The sequence below is a fragment of the Allobosea sp. GW821-FHT12C12 genome (genome assembly GCF_058807355.1).
In genome coordinates, this window is record NZ_JBXAQP010000003.1 from 81,976 (window position 1) to 101,124 (window position 19,149).

The 19,149-nt window shown below is 68.5% G+C and carries 17 protein-coding genes; 7 read left to right on the forward strand and 10 right to left on the reverse strand.

All coding sequences use genetic code 11. The features are described from left to right. Nucleotides 1–97: 97 nt before the first annotated feature. Complete coding sequence (locus AC1RRW_RS05205) at nucleotides 98–1,687, reverse strand: ABC transporter substrate-binding protein (protein ID WP_492899480.1); 1,590 nt, start codon at nucleotides 1,685–1,687, stop codon at nucleotides 98–100. A gap of 266 nt (nucleotides 1,688–1,953) precedes the next feature. On the opposite strand from AC1RRW_RS05205, the gene AC1RRW_RS05210 reads away from it, so the two are divergent. From AC1RRW_RS05210 to AC1RRW_RS05235, 6 genes are all read left to right on the forward strand, one after another. Then, the gene (locus tag AC1RRW_RS05210) at nucleotides 1,954–5,442 is read left to right on the forward strand and encodes a transglutaminase family protein (protein WP_492899481.1); all 3,489 of its coding nucleotides are present in this window, start codon (nucleotides 1,954–1,956) and stop codon (nucleotides 5,440–5,442) included. Nucleotides 5,443–5,449: 7 nt separating this feature from the next. Next, nucleotides 5,450–7,972: a circularly permuted type 2 ATP-grasp protein gene (locus AC1RRW_RS05215; protein WP_492899482.1), complete on the forward strand. Its 2,523-nt coding sequence runs from the start codon at nucleotides 5,450–5,452 to the stop codon at nucleotides 7,970–7,972. Continuing rightward, nucleotides 7,969–8,847, forward strand: coding sequence for a transglutaminase family protein (locus AC1RRW_RS05220; protein WP_492899483.1), 879 nt, complete (start codon nucleotides 7,969–7,971; stop codon nucleotides 8,845–8,847). The genes AC1RRW_RS05215 and AC1RRW_RS05220 overlap by 4 nt, the downstream gene beginning before the upstream one ends. Nucleotides 8,848–8,984: 137 nt before the next feature. Continuing rightward, on the forward strand, nucleotides 8,985–10,157 hold the full coding sequence (gene pobA / locus AC1RRW_RS05225) for a 4-hydroxybenzoate 3-monooxygenase (protein WP_492899484.1): 1,173 nt from the start codon (nucleotides 8,985–8,987) through the stop codon (nucleotides 10,155–10,157). Nucleotides 10,158–10,319: 162 nt separating this feature from the next. After that, a complete protein-coding gene (locus AC1RRW_RS05230) occupies nucleotides 10,320–10,478 on the forward strand; it encodes a hypothetical protein (protein WP_492899485.1) in 159 nt (52 codons plus the stop codon). Beyond that, nucleotides 10,478–10,762 (forward strand): type II toxin-antitoxin system RelE/ParE family toxin, encoded by a 285-nt coding sequence (locus AC1RRW_RS05235; protein ID WP_492899486.1) that lies wholly within the window; start codon nucleotides 10,478–10,480, stop codon nucleotides 10,760–10,762. Before AC1RRW_RS05230 ends, AC1RRW_RS05235 begins: the two co-directional genes overlap by 1 nt. Nucleotides 10,763–10,870: 108 nt before the next feature. On the opposite strand, the gene AC1RRW_RS05240 is transcribed toward AC1RRW_RS05235, so the two are convergent. From AC1RRW_RS05240 to AC1RRW_RS05270, 7 genes are all read right to left on the reverse strand, one after another. Continuing rightward, on the reverse strand, nucleotides 10,871–12,316 hold the full coding sequence (locus AC1RRW_RS05240; RefSeq protein WP_492899487.1) for an aldehyde dehydrogenase family protein: 1,446 nt from the start codon (nucleotides 12,314–12,316) through the stop codon (nucleotides 10,871–10,873). A 156-nt stretch (nucleotides 12,317–12,472) separates the two neighbouring features. Next, a complete protein-coding gene (locus tag AC1RRW_RS05245) occupies nucleotides 12,473–12,625 on the reverse strand; it encodes a hypothetical protein (protein WP_492899488.1) in 153 nt (50 codons plus the stop codon). A gap of 76 nt (nucleotides 12,626–12,701) precedes the next feature. Continuing rightward, complete coding sequence (locus AC1RRW_RS05250) at nucleotides 12,702–13,118, reverse strand: DUF2177 family protein (RefSeq protein ID WP_492899489.1); 417 nt, start codon at nucleotides 13,116–13,118, stop codon at nucleotides 12,702–12,704. 25 nt (nucleotides 13,119–13,143) lie between these two features. Next, nucleotides 13,144–13,824 (reverse strand): phosphatase PAP2 family protein, encoded by a 681-nt coding sequence (locus tag AC1RRW_RS05255; protein ID WP_492899490.1) that lies wholly within the window; start codon nucleotides 13,822–13,824, stop codon nucleotides 13,144–13,146. A 36-nt stretch (nucleotides 13,825–13,860) separates the two neighbouring features. After that, nucleotides 13,861–14,790, reverse strand: coding sequence for a diacylglycerol/lipid kinase family protein (locus AC1RRW_RS05260; protein WP_492899491.1), 930 nt, complete (start codon nucleotides 14,788–14,790; stop codon nucleotides 13,861–13,863). 121 nt (nucleotides 14,791–14,911) lie between these two features. Continuing rightward, on the reverse strand, nucleotides 14,912–15,802 hold the full coding sequence (locus tag AC1RRW_RS05265; protein ID WP_492899492.1) for a transglutaminase-like domain-containing protein: 891 nt from the start codon (nucleotides 15,800–15,802) through the stop codon (nucleotides 14,912–14,914). Nucleotides 15,803–16,011: 209 nt separating this feature from the next. Further along, nucleotides 16,012–16,419, reverse strand: coding sequence for a PRC-barrel domain-containing protein (locus tag AC1RRW_RS05270; protein ID WP_492899493.1), 408 nt, complete (start codon nucleotides 16,417–16,419; stop codon nucleotides 16,012–16,014). A gap of 256 nt (nucleotides 16,420–16,675) precedes the next feature. Here AC1RRW_RS05270 and AC1RRW_RS05275 point away from each other — a divergent pair, with 256 nt between their 5' ends. Beyond that, complete coding sequence (locus AC1RRW_RS05275; protein ID WP_492899495.1) at nucleotides 16,676–16,939, forward strand: YMGG-like glycine zipper-containing protein; 264 nt, start codon at nucleotides 16,676–16,678, stop codon at nucleotides 16,937–16,939. A gap of 57 nt (nucleotides 16,940–16,996) precedes the next feature. Here AC1RRW_RS05275 and hutC read toward each other — a convergent pair whose 3' ends face one another. Beyond that, entirely contained in the window at nucleotides 16,997–17,746 is a 750-nt protein-coding gene (hutC, locus tag AC1RRW_RS05280) for a histidine utilization transcriptional repressor HutC (RefSeq protein ID WP_492899496.1), read from the reverse strand. Between the two features lie 2 nt (nucleotides 17,747–17,748). Continuing rightward, nucleotides 17,749–19,122 carry a formimidoylglutamate deiminase gene (locus AC1RRW_RS05285; protein WP_492899497.1) on the reverse strand — a complete coding sequence of 458 codons (1,374 nt, stop codon included), beginning with the start codon at nucleotides 19,120–19,122 and terminating at the stop codon, nucleotides 17,749–17,751. Nucleotides 19,123–19,149: the final 27 nt, after the last annotated feature.

Here is a 19,149-nt window from a genome sequence, read left to right on the forward strand (position 1 = left end):
GTTCCTGGTTCGATCATGCGTCTGGCTTGCGTCCGGTCAAAGCAGAAAACCCGCCGCGACCTTTTTGGGGCGCGGCGGGCGATGTCGGTCGGCGGGTTCAGTTCTTGGCGATCGGCGCGTAGAAATTGGTGTCGGAGCTCGGCCCGATCACCCAGCCGGTGACGCCCTTGCGATCGGCCGAGACCTCGACCTGCTGGAACATGATGACGAAGGGCGAGACCTTCTGGTGGTCGCGCTGCAGCGTCTCATAGGTCGCGGCGCGCTTGGCGGCGTCCGATTCCAGCACGTTGGCCTGGGTGACCTTGGTCATCTCCGGGATGTCCCAGGCATTGCGCCAGGCCAGCGTCTTCGACTTGGCGTCCTCGCCGTTGTTCTCGTTGATGGCAAAGGTCTCGGCGTTGGTGTGCGGGTCGAGATAGTCCGGGCCCCACTGGCCGATATAGATGTCGTGGGTGCGGGCGCGGTACTTGGTCAGGGTCTGCTTGCCGTCGCCGGGGATCAGCTCGAGCTTGATGCCGGCCTGGGCCCAGCTCGCCTGCACGGCCTGGGCGATGTCGGTGATCGGCGAGACCGAGCGCACGTCCATGGTGACGGTGAAGCCGTTCGGCAGGCCGGCCTTGGCGAGCAGCTCCTTGGCCTTGGCGGGATCGAACTTGTAGGGCTTGTCGTCGATCGCGCCGAGGAAGCCCTTGGGCAGGAAGGCCTCGTGGTGCTTGTAGGTGCCCTCGACGATGTTCTTCTCGATCGACTGGTAGTCGACCAGCCATTTCAGCGCCTCGCGCACCTCAGGCTTGGCGAGGTTCGGGTTCTTGGTGTTGAGGCCGAGATAGAGAATGTAGCCCTTGTCGCCCTGGACGATCTCGATGTCCTTGTTGGCCTTGACCGCGGCGAGCTGGTCCTTGGAGAGGTTGCGGGCGACGTCGATGTCGCCCTTTTCCAGCAGCAGGCGCTGCGAGGCGGGCTCCGCGACATGACGCACGATGACGCGCTTGTTCTTGGGCGCGCCCTTGTACCAGCCCTCGTTGGCGTCGAGCGCATATTGCTCGTTGGGCCGGTAGGCGCGGACCTTGTAGGCGCCGGAGCCGGCCGAGTTCAGCTTCATCCAGCCATTGCCCCAGTCGCCGTCCTTCTCGTTGGCCTTGACCAGCTTGGAGTCGACCACCGAGGCGACGCCCGAGGTCAGGCAGTTGAGGAAGAAGCTCGGCGCGAAGGGCTTCGAGACCTCGATCGTGACGGTGGCGTCATCCGTGGCCTTCACCTTGTCCAGCACGTTGTCCTTGGTGAAGCCGAACTGGGCCAGGATGAACCCCGGCGACTTGTTCAGCGTCACGGCGCGCTGGATCGAATAGACCACGTCGGCGGCGGTCAGCGCGTTGCCGGAGTGAAATTTCACGCCGGGGCGGAGCTTGAAGGTGTAGGTCAACTGGTCGGGACTGACGGTCCAGCTCTGGGCGAGCTCGCCGACGAGCGCGTTGTTCCTGGCGAGATCGACGCCGATCAGCTTGTCGTAGACATTGGTCACGACCTCGACGCCGGAGAATTCGAAGGCCTCGGCCGGATCGAGCGTGATGATGTCGTCGATCTGCTTGGCCATGACGACGGTGTCCTTCGGCGTCTGGGCGAGCGCGGTCGTGGCCATCAACGCCATGAAGGCGGAAGCGACCATCAGTTTGGTGACGTGACGCATTAAAATCCCCATATGTTGCGGGCCTGCGGCTCGTTCCTGCACGATGGCCGCGGCTCTTCGTGCAATGTGGAACCGTTCCGCGCGCGATGTCCAGCGCCGCCTTTCCGTCCCCGGGGCAGCCGCCGCGAGATTGCCCGATTCTTGCGCAGAGGCCGGTTTTGTTGGCGGCGACTTGCGCAAGTTGCGGCTTTGCGCGCCCATGCCGCGCCGCTAACGTGACCCGGCCTGGCGCTCAAGCCTCGCGCATCATGTGAAGCAGGTCCGCCTTGGCCATCATCGCCGCGCTGAACCACGTCACCCATTACAAATACGACCGGCCGGTCACGCTCGGCCCGCAGATCATCCGGCTTCGGCCCGCGCCGCATTGCCGCGCCGCGATCAACAGCTACGCGCTGAAGGTGAGCCCGCCCGAGCATTTCGTGAACTGGCAGCAGGATCCGAGCGGCAACTGGCTGGCGCGCTATGTCTTCCCGGAGCCGGTCAGGGAGTTCCGCATCGAGGTCGATCTCGTCACCGAGCTGTCGATCATCAACCCGTTCGATTTCTTCGTCGAGACCGACGCCGAGACCTTTCCCTTCGCCTATCCCGACGAATTGCGGGCGGAGCTCGCGCCCTATCTCGTCACCGAGCCCGCCGGCCCGCTGCTCTCGGCCTATCTCGCGACGATCCCGCGCGAGCCGGTCAACACGGTCAATTTCATCGTCGACCTCAACGCGAAGCTCGCCGCCGGCATCGCCTATGGCATCCGCATGGAGCCGGGCGTGCAGGAGCCCGAGCATACGCTCCACATCAGGTCCGGCTCGTGCCGCGACACGAGCTGGCTGCTCGTCCAGATCATGCGCCATCTCGGCTTCGCGGCGCGCTTCGTCTCGGGCTACCTGATCCAGATGAAGGCCGACATCGACCCGCTCGAGGGCCCGCGCGGCACAGACAAGGACTTCACCGACCTGCACGCCTGGGCCGAGATCTACATCCCCGGCGCGGGCTGGATCGGGCTCGATCCGACATCCGGCCTGCTCACCGGCGAGGGTCACCTGCCGCTGGCGGCGACGCCGCACTACCGTTCGGCCGCGCCGGTCTCAGGGCTAGCGGGCTATGCCGAAACGACCTTCGACTTCTCGATGCGGGTCGATCGCGTCCACGAGGCGCCGCGCATCACCCTGCCCTTCTCCGACGAATCCTGGTCGCGGCTGGACGCGCTCGGCGAACAGGTCGAGGCCGATCTGACAGCCGGCGATGTCCGCCTGACCATGGGCGGCGAGCCGACCTTCGTCTCGATCGACGACCAGACCGGCGAGGAATGGAACATCGCCGCCGTCGGCCCGACCAAGCGACACCGCGCCGACGCGCTGATCCGGCGGCTGCGCGAGCGCTTCGCGCCGGGCGGGATGCTGCATTACGGCCAGGGCAAATGGTATCCGGGCGAGAGCCTGCCGCGCTGGGCCTTCGCGCTCTACTGGCGTGCCGATGGCGAGCCGATCTGGCGCAATGCCGCCCTGATCGCGCGCGAGCCCGGCGCCCGGACCGGCGGCGACCGCGAACTGGAGCAGGCCGCCTCGATCGGCGACGCGGAGGCGCTGGCGGCCGGCCTCTCGGAGAAACTGGGCCTTGGGACGGACTATGTGTTGCCGGCCTATGAGGATACCGGCCACTGGCTGCTCCAGGAGGCGCAGCTTCCAGACAATGTCGATCCGCTCGACCCTCGCCTAGCCGACCCCGAGGAGCGCGCCCGCATGGCGCAGGTCTTCCAGCTCGGCCTCGGCAAGCCGCGGGGCTACGTCATCCCGGTGCAGCGCTGGCAGAGCCAGGCCGGCGACCGGCGCTGGCGCTCGGAGAAATGGAAGCTCCGGCGCGGCAAGCTCTTTCTGGTGCCTGGCGATTCGCCCGTCGGCTACCGGCTGCCGCTCGGCTCGCTGCCGGTCGTGCCGAAGGACCAATACCCGCACATCCATCCCCAGGATCCGATGGAGCCGCGCGGGCCGTTGCCGACGGCGGGAGGACGCTCGCCCGCATCGCTCGGCCCTCATACCGAGGAGGCCGCGTCGGCGGCCGTCCCCAAGGATGTTCCAGCAGGCCCCGGGACCACTGGAGCATCCTTCGAGACGCGCATTGCGGGCGCTCCTCAGGATGAGGGCTTCGAGAGTGGAATGGGTGCGCATGCCCAGATGTCGCGCGCGGTCGAACCCGCGCCAGGCTCGGGCGCCCAGGACCGGCAGGAGCAGGAGATCGGCGGCGAGCATGTCCGCACCGCGCTCAGCCTCGAGGTCCGCGACAACGTGCTCTGCGTCTTCCTGCCGCCGGTCGAGAAGCTGGAGGACTATCTCGACCTGATCGCCAGCGTAGAGGCGGTGGCGACGGAACTCGGCCAGCCGGTCCATATCGAGGGCTATTCGCCGCCGCACGACCCGCGCCTGAGCAACATCAAGGTGACGCCCGATCCCGGAGTGATCGAGGTCAACATCCACCCGGCCAGGAACTGGCGCGAGGCGGTCGAGATCACGCGCGGCGTCTATGAGGAGGCGCGGCAGTCGCGGCTCTGCGCCGAGAAGTTCATGGTCGACGGCCGCCATACCGGCACCGGCGGCGGCAACCACGTCGTGCTCGGCGGCGTGACCCCGCCGGATTCGCCCTTCCTGCGCCGGCCGGACGTGCTGAAGAGCATCATCCTGTACTGGAACCGGCACCCGTCGCTGTCCTTCCTGTTCTCCGGACTGTTCATCGGCCCGACGAGCCAGGCGCCGCGCATCGACGAGGCGCGCCACGACCAGCTCTACGAGCTCGAGATCGCGCTCTCGATGATCCCGAAGCCGGGCGAGCCGTCGATCCCGCTCTGGCGGATCGACCGGCTGCTGCGGAACCTGCTCGTCGACGTCTCCGGCAACACGCACCGCACCGAGATCTGCATCGACAAGCTCTATTCGCCCGACGGACCGACCGGGCGGCTCGGGCTGATCGAGTTCCGCTCCTTCGAGATGCCGCCGGACGCGCGGATGTCGCTGGCGCAGCAGCTGCTGATCCGGGCGCTGGTCGCCTGGTTCTGGCGCGAGCCTCAGGGAGGCGAGCTGGTGCGCTGGGGCACGACCCTGCACGACCGCTTCATGCTGCCCGAGATGGTCTGGCAGGATTTCGGCGACGTGCTCGCCGATCTCAATCGCGCCGGCTACGCCTTCGACCCGGTCTGGTTCGAGGCGCAGGCCGAGTTCCGCTTCCCGTTCTACGGCAATGTCGAGCATGGCGGCGTCTCGATCGAGATCCGGCAGGCGCTGGAGCCCTGGCACGTGATGGGCGAGGAGGGCGCGATCGGCGGCACGGTGCGCTATGTCGATTCGTCGGTCGAGCGGCTGCAGGTCAAGGCGAGCGGGCTCGTGCCCGGCCGCCACATCGTCGCCTGCAACGGCCGCCGCATCCCGATCACGCCTGTCGGCCGCTCGGGCGAGGCGATCGGCGGCGTGCGCTTCAAGGCGTGGCAGCCGGCATCCGGCCTGCACCCGACGATTCCGGTGCATGCGCCGCTGATCTTCGACATCGTCGATTCATGGGTCGGGCGCTCGCTCGGCGGCTGCGTCTACCATGTCGCCCATCCCGGCGGGCGCAACTACGAGACGCCGCCTGTGAATTCCTACGAGGCGGAGGCGCGGCGGCTCGCGCGTTTCGAGTCAATCGGTCATAGTCCGGGCGCGCTGGCGATTCCGCCGGAGGAGCGCAGCCCGGACTTTCCAATGACCTTGGATCTGCGGCGTCCCATGAGGGTTTGATGGACCGATGGCGCTGCAGGGCCGCTCCTCGTCGACGCGACTGAAGACGGAGCGGCGCGGCGCCCTGTTGTCCGGCTACCGGCCGCTGCCCGGCGTCCATGACGAGTTCATCGACGGCGAGGGCCGGGTTCGGCCGCATTGGGAGCCCTTCCTCGCCGAATGGAGCGCGCTCTCGCAGGAGGAGCTGACCCAGCGCTTCGGCCTCGCCGACCGGCATGTCCGCGACACCGGCGTCTCCTACCGCGTCCATGGCGATCTCGACGCGCGCGACCCGCTCGCCGGCGAGCGCGCCTGGCCGCTTTCCCATGTGCCGCTGGTCATCACCGGCGCGGAATGGGAGACGATCGCGGCGGGCGTGGCGCAGCGCGCGCAACTGCTCGCCGGCCTGCTCGACGACATCTATGGTCCCGGCGAAATGATCGCGAGCGGGCTACTGCCCGCCTCGATCGTCACCGGCAGTCCGGATTATCTCAGGCCGCTGCATGGCGCGCCCGGCGGCGGCGGCCTGCAGCTCTACGCCGCCGATCTCGGCCGCGGGCCGGACGGGCGCTGGTGGGTGCTGGGCGACCGGACGCAGGCCCCCTCCGGCGCGGGCTACGCGCTGGAGAACCGCCTCGCCCTGGCGCGCGCCTTTCCGGAGCTGTTCCGGACCATGAACATCGAGCGGCTCGCCGCCTTCTTCCAGGGTTTTCGCGCAGGCCTCGTCGCGGGCTCGCGCCGCGTCGAGCCGCGCATCTGCCTGCTGACGCCCGGCCCGCTGAACGAAAGCTATTTCGAGCAGACCTATCTGGCGCGCTATCTCGGTTTCCTTCTGGTCGAGGGCGGCGACCTGATGATGCGCGACGGGCGCATCCATGTCCGCACCATCGCCGGCCCCAAGCGCGCCGACGTGATCTGGCGACGCATCGACGGCGATTTCTCCGACCCGCTCGAACTCAACGCGCATTCGCAGCTCGGCGTGGCGGGGCTGGTGCAGGCGGTGCGGCAGGGCAATGTCCACGTCGCCAACGGGCTCGGCTCCGGCGTCGTCGAGGCGCGCGCGCTGATGGGCTTCCTGCCCGCGATCGGCGAGCGGCTGCTCGGCGAGAAGATGATCCTGCCCAATGTCGCGACCTGGTGGTGCGGGCAGCCGAAGGAGCGCGCCGCCGTGCTCGACCGGCTCGACGGGATGAGCATCGCGCCGGCCTTCCGCTCGGCCGGCGGCGGGCTCGACACCGGACCGATCCTCGCCGGCGAATTGCCGGCGGCCGAGCGCAATGCGCTGCGCGCCCGGATCGAGGCGCGCGGCATGGACTATGTCGGGCAGGAGATCGTCAGGCTCTCGACCATGCCCGTCTTCCAGAACGGCCGGCTCCAGCCGCGCCCGGTGACGCTGCGCGTCTTCGCCGCCGCGACGCCCGACGGCTGGAAGGTGATGCCGGGCGGCTTCTGCCGCATCTCGGACGAGCCCGACGCGCGCGCCGTCAGCATGCGCAGCGGCGTGCGCTCCTCGGATGTCTGGGTCACGTCCGACGCGCCGGTCGAGCCGGTCTCGCTGTTGCAGACGCCCGAACGCACCGCGATCCGCCGCCTCGTCGGCACGTTGCCGAGCCGGGCCGCCGACAACCTGTTCTGGCTCGGCCGCTATCTGGAACGGACCGAGGCGACGCTGCGCCTGGTGCGCGCCCTGCTCGGCCGCCTGATCGACGCCGACACCGCCACGCCCGGCCGGCCCGACACGCTGAAGCGGCTCGCCAACCTGCTCGTCGCCTGGGGCGCGGCCCCCGGCGGCAAGGGCCAGGCGCCGGCCCTTCAGGCCTCGGCCGCGCTGCACGACCCCGAGCAGTACGGCTCGGCGGCGGCCAACGTGCTGGAGGCGCGCCGAACGGCGTCGGTGATCCGCGAGCGGCTCTCGATCGACGCCTGGCGGCTGTTCAGCGACCTGCGGCACCAGCTCACCCGCGTCGTCAGCAAGCCGCCCAGCGCCGGCGAGGCCTATGAGATCGCCGACCGGGCGCTGAAGTCGCTCGCCGCCTTCTCCGGCCTCTCCCAGGAGAACATGGTGCGCGGGCCGGGCTGGCGCTTCCTCGATATCGGCCGGCGCATCGAGCGCGGCATCGCGACCTGCCGCTTCGCCCGGCATTTCACTGATGCGACCGCGCCGGCCGACGCGCTCGACGCCCTGCTCGACCTGACCGATTCGCAGATCACCTACCGCTCGCGCTATCTGCTCGGCGCCAGCCTCCACCCCGTGCTCGATCTCGTCATGCTCGACCCCTACAACCCGCGCTCGGCCGCGTTCCAGATCGACAGGCTCGACGCCGAGATCGCGACCCTGCCCTCGCTCAACGAGGACGGCATGCTGGAGGCGCCGCGCCGGCTGGCGCTGAAGCTCGCCGCCGAGTGCCGCATCGCCGAAGCCGCGCGGCTCGACCGCAGCGGCATCCTTTTGTTCGAGCAGTTGCTGATGGGGCTCTCCAGCGCCATCGCCGAGCGCTATTTCCTGCAGAACAACGCGCCCGAAGGCTCGCGGCTGACGGGCATCGCGTGATCTACGACCTGCGCCACGTCACGACCTATGGCTACAGCCGCCCGGTCCCGTTCGCCCGCTGCATCCTGCGGCTTCTGCCGCGCGACGATGGCGGCCAGCGCGTCGAGCGCGCCGACCTCTCGATCTCGCCGCGCCCGGCCGAGCGCATCGACGGCGCGTGCTTCTTCGGCAACCGGATGACGACGATCACGATCTCGAAACCGCATCGCGAGCTCAAGGTCGAGATGCGCGCGCGGATCGCGGTCAACCGGCCGCCCGCGCCGCATCCCGGCCTGACCCGGCACTGGGAGGAGGTCGCCGCGCTGGCGCAGGCGTCCGCCAGCCTCGCGCCGGATTCGCCCGCGCATCAGCTCTTTCCGAGCCGGCTGACGCCGCAGGTCGAGGAGGTCGTGGATTATGCGCGCAAGAGCTTTCCGCCGCTGCGGCCGGCGCTCGAGGCGGCCTGCGAGCTGATGGCGCGGATCAGGGCCGAGTTCGCGTACGATCCCGACGCGACGGAAGTCTCGACGCCGCTGGCGGAAGCCTTCGCCGAGCGTCACGGCGTCTGCCAGGATTTCGCCCATATCATGATCGCCGGCCTGCGTGGCCTCGGCCTGCCGGCGGCCTATGTCAGCGGCTATATCCGCACCATTCCGCCGCCAGGGCAGAAGCGGCTGGAGGGCGCCGACGCCAGCCATGCCTGGGTGATGCTGTGGTGCGGGCCGGAGACCGGCTGGATCGGGCTCGATCCGACCAACGATCTGATCGTCGCCGACGACCATATCGTCACCGCCTTCGGGCGCGACTACGCCGACGTCTCGCCGCTCGACGGCGTGCTGGTCGGCCCCGGCTCGCAGAAGGTCGGCGTCGCCGTCGATGTGATTCCGATCGGATGAGCATGGCCAGCGCGAGCCGCCGGGCGATCCTTCTTCATAATTAGTTGCTATGACAACTTGTTCGCGCGGCGGCATGCTGGCATGTTGGCGCGGCCGATGGCGCGCGGCCGCGCCTCGGCGGGGTTTTGGAGAACAGCTTGCGCACGCAGGTCGCCATCATCGGATCGGGTCCGGCCGGGCTGCTGCTCGGCCAGCTGCTTCAGCTTGCCGGCGTCGACGCCGTCATCGTCGAGCGCAAAAGTCGCGACTATGTGCTGGCGCGCATTCGCGCTGGCGTGCTCGAACAGGGCACCGTCGCGCTGCTCGACAAGGTCGGCGCGAGCGCGAGGCTGCATGCCGAGGGGCTCAAGCATGACGGCTTCGAGCTGCTCTTCGGCGGCCAGCGCCATCGCGTCGCGCTCGACCGCCTGACCGGCGGCAAGCACGTCACCGTCTACGGCCAGACCGAGATGACGCGCGACCTGATGGATCTTCGCGCTTCGCAGAGCGGCAAGACCGTGTTCGACGCCGACGATGTCGCGCTGCACGATTTCGACGGCGCCCGGCCCTATGTGACCTTCAGCGAGAGCGGGCGGCAGCGACGCCTGGACTGCGACTTCATCGCCGGCTGCGACGGCTATCACGGCGTCTCCCGCGCCAGCATCCCTGAGAACGCGCTGCGCCTGTTCGAACGGGTCTATCCCTTTGGCTGGCTTGGCATCCTGGCCGATGTGCCGCCGGTCTCGCACGAACTGATCTATGCCGGCGAAGAGCGCGGCTTTGCGTTGTGCTCGATGCGTTCGGCAAGCCGCAGCCGCTATTACGTGCAATGCGGCCTCGACGAGAAAGTCGAGGACTGGTCGGACGATCGCTTCTGGGACGAGCTCCGGCGCAGGCTCGATCCGGCCTCGGCCGAGGCGCTGGTGACCGGCCCCTCGATCGAGAAATCGATCGCGCCCCTGCGCTCCTTCGTCACCGAGCCGATGCGCTTCGGCAAACTGTTCCTGGCCGGCGACGCCGCCCATATCGTGCCGCCGACCGGGGCCAAGGGGCTCAACCTCGCCGCCAGCGACGTGCACTATTTGTCGGAAGCGTTGATCGAGCACTACGGCGAGCGCTCGGATGCCGGCATCCAGAGCTATTCGGCCAGGGCGCTGGCGCGGGTCTGGAAGGCCGAGCGCTTCTCCTGGCACCTGACCTCGCTGATGCACCATTTCCCCGACAAGAGCGGCTTCGAGCAGCGGATGCAGCGCGCGGAGCTCGATTATCTGGTGTCGTCGGAGCACGCGATGGCGGCGCTGGCGGAGAATTATGTCGGGTTGGGGTATTGAAGCGACCAATGGCGGCGCGACGCAGCATGCGCCTATATTGGCGATCTAACAGGAACAAGTCATGTCCGCGCCGGTCAAGCTCGACGATGATGATCAGTCCTTCGGACCAGCCTGGTCGACGCAGGGCACTACGCTTCGCCCGAGGCCGTCCTTCACGAAGCGATGAAGCTGGTCGGGCTCCGCGAAGAGCGGCGGGCGGAACTCCATGCCGCAATCGCGCGAGATCTCGCCGATGCCGATGCCGGCAGGGTCAAGCCGGCCGCCGAGGTTTTCGACAGTCTGATCGCCAAATACGAAGCCATGGCCCAAGCCGCCGATTGATGCGGGTCGTCGTCACTGCGGAGGCCGAAGCCGACCTTGCTGGCATCGGCGCCTACATGGCCGCCGAAAGTCCCGAAAGAGCAGCGCGCTTTCTCTTCACCATACAGGAAGCCTGTCACGCGATCGGGCTGGCGCCATTGGCTTCGCCGCTGGCCGAAGGGCTGGAAAGCCAAGGCGTTCGCAGAAAAGTCTATCGCCGCTATCTGATCTCTATCGCATCAAAGCGGATGTCGTCGAAATCGCGCATGTCATCCATGGCGCGCGCGACTCCATGGCGATCCTGAGTTCGGAATCGTGACCTGAATATACCTTGCTCACTGCCGGATGCCCTCGAAGCGGAAGCGTTCGGGCCCAAGCCCGAACGCCCGCGCGGCGATTCCTGAGCGAGACCCTCAAGCCAGCGTGTAGGCCGTCTTCACCGTCGTATACATCTCCTTCGCATAGGCCCCCTGTTCGCGCGGGCCGTAGCTCGAGCCTTTCCGGCCGCCGAAGGGGACGTGGTAGTCGACGCCGGCGGTCGCGAGGTTGACCATGACCATGCCGGCCTCGGCATTGCGCCTGAAATGCGTCGCGTGCTTCAGCGAGGTCGTGCAGATGCCCGAGGACAGGCCGAACTCGGTGTCGTTGGCGATGCCGAGCGCCTCGTCATAGTCCTTGACGCGGATGATGTTGGCGACCGGGCCGAACACCTCCTCGCGCGAGATGCGCATGCTGTTCGTCGTCTCGGTGAAGAGCGCCGGCTGGAGGTAGAAGCCGGGCGTCTCGCGCTTGAGCAGTTCGCCGCCGAAGGCGAGCCTGCCGCCCTCGTCCTTGGCGATCTGGATGTATTTCAGGTCCTGATCGAGCTGGCCCTGGTCGACGACCGGGCCGATATGGGTGCCGGCCTTCAGCGCATCGTCGACGACCACGCCCTTCAGACGCTCGATGCAGGCTTCGACGAAGCGGTCATGGATGCCGGCCTGCACGATCAGGCGCGAGGACGCCGTGCAGCGCTGGCCGGTCGAGAAATAGGCGCCGGTGACGGCGGCCTCGACGGCGGTTTTCAGATCGGCGTCGTCGAGCACGACGAGCGGATTCTTGCCGCCCATCTCGAGCTGGACCTTCTTCATCGGATTCGAGGCGATGCAGGCCTCGGCGACCTTGCGGCCGGTCGAGACCGAGCCGGTGAAGGAGATCGCTTGCACGTCCTTGTGGGTCAGCAGCGCCTGGCCGACGACGGAACCGCGGCCCATGACGAGGTTGAGCACGCCCTTGGGCAGGCCGGCGCGGTGGACGATGTCGACCAGCGCCCAGGCCGAGGCCGGAACGAGATCGGCCGGCTTGACGACGACGCAATTGCCCCAGGCGAGCGCGGGAGCGATCTTCCAGGCCGGGATCGCGATCGGGAAGTTCCAGGGCGTGATCATGCCGATGATGCCGAGCGGCTCGCGGGTGATCTCGACGCCGACGCCGGGCCGCACGGAGGGCACGGCCTCGCCGCCGAGCCGAAGGCACTCGCCGGCGAAGAAGGCGAAGATCTGGCCGGCGCGGCCGGCCTCGCCGATGCCTTCGGCCAGCGTCTTGCCCTCCTCGCGCGAGAGCAGGCGGCCGAGTTCCTCCTTGCGGGCGAGGATCTCGTCGGAGGCCTTCTTCAGGATCTCGTAGCGCTCCTGCGGGCCGGAGCGGCTCCAGGCCGGAAAGGCGGCCTTGGCGGCTGCCACCGCGTCGTCGAGCTGTTCGGCCGAGCCTTGCGCGTATTCGCCGACGACGTCGCCGGTGTTGGAGGGGTTTATGTTGCGCGAGGCGTTGCCGCCCGCGGCCCACTCGCCGGCGATCAGGTTCTTGAACATCTCGGTCATCTTGAGGCCTCCCACGGCGACTATGGATTTCGTGGGCGGTGGTAACCGCTTTGGCCGACGAAGGCCACTGCCGCCGCGGCTATCGCGCCAGTCCTTCCGCGCATCGTATCCGAGATACTTGCAGAGAGCAGCGTCGCCACAGCCGCCGTTTCGGCCTTACTTCTCCTTGATGGACAGGCCGTTCTTGCCGACGGAGATCTCGACGCCCTCGGGCTGCTTCTTCTCCTGATAGAGCGCGTAGCCGGTGACCGCGAGGCCCACGACGAGAACGACGACGAGGGCGATCAGGAGGGTGCGCGAGGACTGCATCGATGGGTTCCGGCATTGTGCGTCGCAGGCAGCGCGACGGCCCCACAACCCCACGGCGCCGCCAAGGTTCCGCGCCTCAGCCCGCCGTCACGCCGAACCAGCGCGTTGCGACATATAGGCCACAGGCGGCACTGACGGCGGTCAGGGCCATGCCCCAGATCAGATCGACGACGGCGATGGAGAGCGGATAGCCTTTCAGGGTCGCGAAATTCGTCGCGTCGTAGGTGCCGTAGGCGACGAAGCCCAAGGCAGCGCCGGTCAGGAAGGCCGCCATCAGGCTGCCCGAGGCGAGATTGGGCAGGATCGCGAACCAGACGACGCCCGCGACGTAGAAGACGTAAAACGCCGCCGCGACGCCGAGGCGCGGCTGCGGCAGCAGGAGATCGCCGAGACGCGAGGCGTAGAAGCCGCGCGCCACATAGCCGAGCCAGAGGAAATCGAGCGGGAACAGCACCAGCGCGGTCGCGGCATAGAGCAGGAGAAATCGTGTCATGCCGGTCTCTCTCCTGCGTCATGGTTCATCGTTCGGCCGCCGGGTCCGGCGCGAGCGGCTCGGCCTTCGCCATCTTCCGGCCGAGCCAGGCCACGGCGACGCTCGACCAGACGATGCCGAGGCACCAGCCGGCGATCACGTCGGTCGGCCAGTGGACGCCAAGATAGATCCGGCTCGCGCCGATCACCACGATCAGGATCCAGGCCAGGACGAGGCAGAGCCGCGCCATGTCCTCCCGCCGCGAGGCGATGCCGACGAAGCCGGCGATGCAGAGCAGCGTCACCGCCGACAGGAATGCGTGGCCGCTCGGAAAGCTCGCGGTGAAGGTCCGCACGCTCTGCTCGACGATGTCGGGCCGCGCGCGCCCGATCAGGGCCTTCAGGCCGGTGCTGACCATGCTGGCCGAGACGACGCTGATCAGCAGGCCGGTTGCGAGATGCCGATAGCCGCTGAGCCTCAGCGTCAGGCAGGCGACGACCGTCATGATACCCAGCACGACGAAGCTGCCGAGCGCCGTCAGGTCGCGCATCGCCTCGCGCAGCCAGGCCGGACCGAGCGGCGTCGCCGGATCGTTGGCCTCGCGCAGCAGCAGCACCAGCCAGGAATCGAAGGCAAAACTGCGTCCCGACACGATGAACAGCGTCAGCCCCGCGAAAGCGCAGGCGGCGGCGACCGGGACGAGGGTATGTGGGCGAAGCGCGGACATCGTTTTCCTGGTGAAAGCCGTCTGGAAGAAGTGTGCTCAGGCGACGGCCCGGTCAAGTTCGGACGCTTCGTCAGGTTCCCGGCGCGCCGCTATCAGCCGGATCGCCTTTGGCAGCAGCCGGTAGGCGATTGGCCCCGCCTTGCGCTCGACCTCGCCGTCGAAGGTGATGTGGCCGCGGCGCTTGTCGCGGCGCGTCAGGGTCACGCTGTCGCCGGTGAACGAGGTCAGGTTGGCGGAACTGCGCCAGCGCCCGGAGACGATCGACAATGCCGCCTTGCAGCGCGAGAGCAGACCGCCGGCCTTCAGCACATGGACCTCGAAGACGCCGCCGTCGAGACGGTCGCGACGCCAGTCCGCGCCGTCGAAGCAGTTGACGGTGACGAGCACGGCGTCGGCCTGGACGATCTGACGCTCCTCGGCGATGCGGATATCGACCGTGATCGCGCGCGTGAACAGGATCGAACGGGTCGCGGCGAAGGCGAAAGCGATGGCGCGGCTGAAGGGAAAGCGCCGGCGGGCATGCTCGCGCTCCCGCGCCATCAGGCTGAAGAAGCCCATGCCGGAGATCGAATGGAACAGCCGATCGTTCAGCGCGCCGACATCCATGGTCACGGGCGCCCCCTTGCAGAGCGCCTCGATCTGATGTTCCAGCGTGCCGTAAAGCCCGAGATCGCGGCCGAGCACGTTGACGGTGCCGAGCGGCAGCACGCCGACCGGCTTGCCGGCCTCCAGCAGCACCGGCAGGACGCGGTTGATGGTGCCGTCGCCGCCGGCGATGACGGGAACGGCGTCGCCGTCGTTGATCGCCAGGGCCAGCGCGTCGTCGAGTTCGCGCGGATGGACCAGCTTGACCTCGGCCGTGCAGCCATGCGCCTCGAAGGCGGCGACGATGCGCGCCTCGAAAGCCTCGGCTCCGGCCTCCAGAACGGTTCCGGCGCGGGCATTGACGACGACGATGTGGCGCATGGCGACCTGACGAACAACTCGGGATCGTTGCGTTGCAGATTCCGGCCGCAAGCCTGTTGCCGTGACCGCGCCCGCATCTTCGCATATAGGAAGGGCTTGCACGAGATGACAGCCCGACGGTTCAGGCCAGCGCGGCCTGATGCTGCCAGTGGCCGTTGAGCGGAGTCACCGGCGCTATCGCGACCTCCTCCTCGACCTCCTCGGTGATGACCTCGAAACGCCGCAGCACATGCGGTCCGAACGAGTTCATCATCGCGACGTCGGTCGCATCGCGGCCACGCGCGATTACGACGCGGCCGATGCGCGGCTGGTTGTGCCTTGCATCCAGCGTGTACCAGCGCCCGCCGAGGAAGACCTCGAACCAGGCGTTGAAATCCATCGGGGCCGGGTTCGGCGGCACGCCGATATCGCCGAGATAGCCGTTGCAGTAGCGCGCCGGAATGTTGAGGCAGCGGCAGAAAGCCACCGCGAGATGCGCGAAATCGCGGCAGACGCCGATCCGCTCCTCGAAGGCCTCGGCGGCAGTGCGGGTGTTGCGGGCGAAGTGGTAGCCGAAGGTCAGGTGGTTATGGACGAAATCGACGACCGCCTGCGCGCGTTCCCAGCCGGCGGGGATATGGCCGAACAGGCTCCAGGCCTGCGGCGCGAGCTTGTCGGTCTCGCAATAGCGGCTGCCCAGCAGATAGACGAGCGCCTCGTCGGGAAGGCGCGACGGCGGCACCTCCGGCGCGCCATGGCCCAGCGGCTCCGGTTCGCCGGAATCGTGCACGACGCCTTCGGAATGCAGGATCGCGCCGCCGGCCGGCACCACCATCCGGCGACAGATGTTGCCGAACTGATCGAGATACTGATTCACGGGAATGGGCTTCATCCGGTCGGCGAGCGCGGTCACCACCATCTCGTCAGGCCGCACGAGATCATGGCGCCGAGACGGATGCACATCGAGCATGGTGATCAGGGGCAGATCCTGCTGGCACAGCAGCTCGATGCGATAGCCGTACCTTATCCGCATGACGCTCTCCTCGACTTCGGCGGCATGCGCCCGAAGTGAAATCTCTGAAGGTGTGAAGTCTCGAGACATGACGCCGCTCGCGCTTTTTGGTTCCGCGAAAAGGCCGGCATGCGTCGAAAAAGAAGATGCGGGCCTTTCGGCCCGCATCCCGCCGCCACGACGGTTCGGCTGGGGGGATAGCAACCGCCGCGACCTGCGTCTGGCGAGCCCTACATCATCCAGTAGGGCATCGTGCCGTAGTAATCGTGGACGCGCTTGCCATAGGCCTTGTCGTCCCAGTCGGGCTCGCCGGCGCTGTCGTACATCGGCGCCGCCTCGAGCTTGTCCTTGGTCAGGGGGACGACATAGCCGCCTCGGCCCGTGTCGTAGTCGAGCACGCTCCACGGAATCGGGTGGTATTTCTCGCCGAGTCCGAGAAAGCCGCCGAAGGACATGATCGCATAGGCGACCTTCCCCGTCTGCTTGTCGAGCATGACGTCGTAGATCTCGCCGAGATGGTCGCCGGCGGTGTTGTAGACGTCGGTTCCGGCGACGCGAGCGCCGGCGATCAGCGGATTGGCCGTCATGGAGCCGGCGGTCGTGGAGCGGGCCGTCGCGGCCATGGTGTGGTCAGTCATGAGAACCTCCTCCGTCACGGGCGCCGCAAAGCGGTCGGCGCTCTCAGCGGATCAACTTGGCGTTGCCCGAAAGGTTCCCGGCGCCGGGGCGGCCGGCGCGGCCGAACGAGGCCCCGACAGGCGAACTCCGGCCATGATCGCGCCACCACGGCGACATGATCGGGACGCGCTCATAGCGGCCGCGGACGGAACCTTCGCGGAAGAGTCGAGTTCAGCGGTGACACACCGGCCAGCAGAACGCCAGGAGCCAAACACCATGAAGAAATTCCTCATCCTCGCCGCGCTCGCCGCCTCGATCGGCGCTTGCACCCCGCGTGAACAGAACGCCGGAACGGGCGCGCTGATCGGCGCCGGCACCGGCGCGGTCATCGGCGGCCTCGCCACCGGTAGGGCCGGCGGCGCGCTGGCCGGCGCCGCGATCGGTGGCGCGGGCGGCGCGATCATCGGCTCGGCCGCGACGCCCGACCAGGTCTGCTACGGCCGCGACGAATACGGCCGCAGGGTTCGCTACGCCTGCTGAGGCAGCGCGACCGTCACGAGGTCAGGCCCGCCCGGCGCGAACCCGGCGGGCCTTTTCTCAGACGGCGCCGTAGGGTCCGAAGCGTCCGACGAAGCGATGGCGCGCGCCGGGGTAGAGCAGGCGAACGGCCGTGACCGGCGCATCCTGATTCCAGGTGCGACGCTCGACCAGAAGACAGGGTTCGCCGGCCACGACCCCGAGCAGCGCCGCATCCGTCGGTTCGGCCGCGACGGCGCTGATCGCATGCTCGGCCTGCGACCAGAGGCTGTTGCGCAGCAGCCAGTCGCCCGGCGGCGTCGCGGCGAAAAGCTCCCTTGCCGCCTCAGGCAGCGTATCGAGATGGATGACGCGCTCTTCCAGCACATACGGCTGGCCGCTGCCGCGATGCAGCACCGACAGATGCGCCACGGGCCGCGCCCGCCTGATGGCGAAGCGCTCGGCCGCCGCCGCCGTCGGCCGCCCGTCCTGCCGCGACAGGATCTCATGGCTGTAGACCTGCCCTAGATTGCGGATCTCGTCCGGGATCGAGAGGATGTCGAGCATGGCGTGGCTGGCCGGCGGACTCGCGACCGTGGTGCCGGAACGGCGGCGGCGGTTGATCAGCCCCTCGCCGGCCAACTGCGCGAGGGCGCGATGCACCGTCATGCGCGAGGCGCCGAGCTGTTCCATCAGCGCGTATTCGGGGGGAACCGAGGTGCCAGGCGGCCAGCTGCCGTCGAGGATCAGGTCGCGGATGGCGCGGCGGATCTGATCGTAGACCGGCCCCGCCCCGTCGAGCCTGATCGTTTCGCCGCCCGCATCCGTCATCGTCAGCCCCGGTCCCGCGCCACGAGCCTGCGCATCGTCGCGCCGAAGCGGCGGCGAATCGCCTCGCGGGCCTGATGCCGACCCTCACCGACGACGCGCCTGCCGCCAACCCTGACCTCGCGCAACGGCAATGCGTTGGCGGCGAAGATCGCGCTGTCGAGCGCCGCCGCCCCGTCGCGGCCGACGAGCGCAGGATGATCGGCTTCGAGCGTGACGAGGTCGGCGCGACAGCCGACCGCGATCCGCCCGATCTCGCGGCCGCAGGCGCGAGCCCCGCCGAGGCAGGCCCCGCGCCAGAGCGCCACGCCGGTCGAGGCGTCCGCCTCCGCCATCAGCGCGCGGCGGCGGTCCCGCAGCCGCTGCGAATATTCGAGCTGGCGGAGCTCCGAGCCGGCGTCGATCTGGACATTGGAATCGCTGCCGACGCCGAACGCCCCGCCGGCGTCGCGATAGCGCACGCCGTCGAAGATGCCGTCGCCGAGGCTCGATTCCGTGATCGGGCAGAGACCCGCGACCGCGCCGCTCGCGGCGATGCCGTCGCGCTCGGCATCGGCGAGATGGGTGGCGTGGATCAGGCACCAGCGCGGCCCGAGCGCCGCATTCTCCAGCAGCAGCTCGACCGGGCGGCGGCCGGTCAGCCTGAGACTGTCCTCGACCTCGCGCATCTGCTCGGCGACATGGATGTGGACCGGCGTGTCCGGCCTCAAGGACGCGATCCAGTCGAGATCGTCGGGCGCGACCGCGCGCAGCGAATGCGGCGCGACGCCGAGCCGCGCGTCGGGCAAGGATCCGAGCGCGACCGCGCTCGCCTCGAGCAGGCGCAGATAGGCGTCGCGCTCGTTGACGAAGCGGCGCTGGCCATGGGCCGGCGGCGCTCCGCCGAAATTGCCGAAGCGATAGAGCACCGGCAGCAGCGTCAGGCCGAGCCCGGTCTCCTCCGCCGCCGCCGCGATCGCGCCGGCCATGGCGGCGATGTCGCCATAGGGGCGGCCGTCCCTGTCGTGGTGGAGGTAGTGGAACTCGGCCAGCGCGGTGAAACCGCCCTCCAGCATCTCGACGAAGCCTTGAGCCGCGATGGCCTGGACGTCGTCGGGGTCGAGCCGGTCGAGGAAGCGGTACATCACCTCGCGCCAGGTCCAGAACGAATCCTCGGGCGCGCCGCGATGCTCGGCCAGCCCCGCCATGCCGCGCTGGAAGGCATGGCTGTGCAGGTTCGGCATGCCGGGCAGCGTCAGGCCGGAAAGATGCTCGGCTCCGGCCGCGGGCTTCGTTCCGGCCCGAACCTGCGTGATCACGCCATCGGCGATCGTCAGCGTCACGTCGTCGGCAAATCCGTCCGGCAGGAGGGCCTGCGCGAGATGCAGGGTCGAGGTCACGCAATCGCTCCGCTTGCCATTTGCATA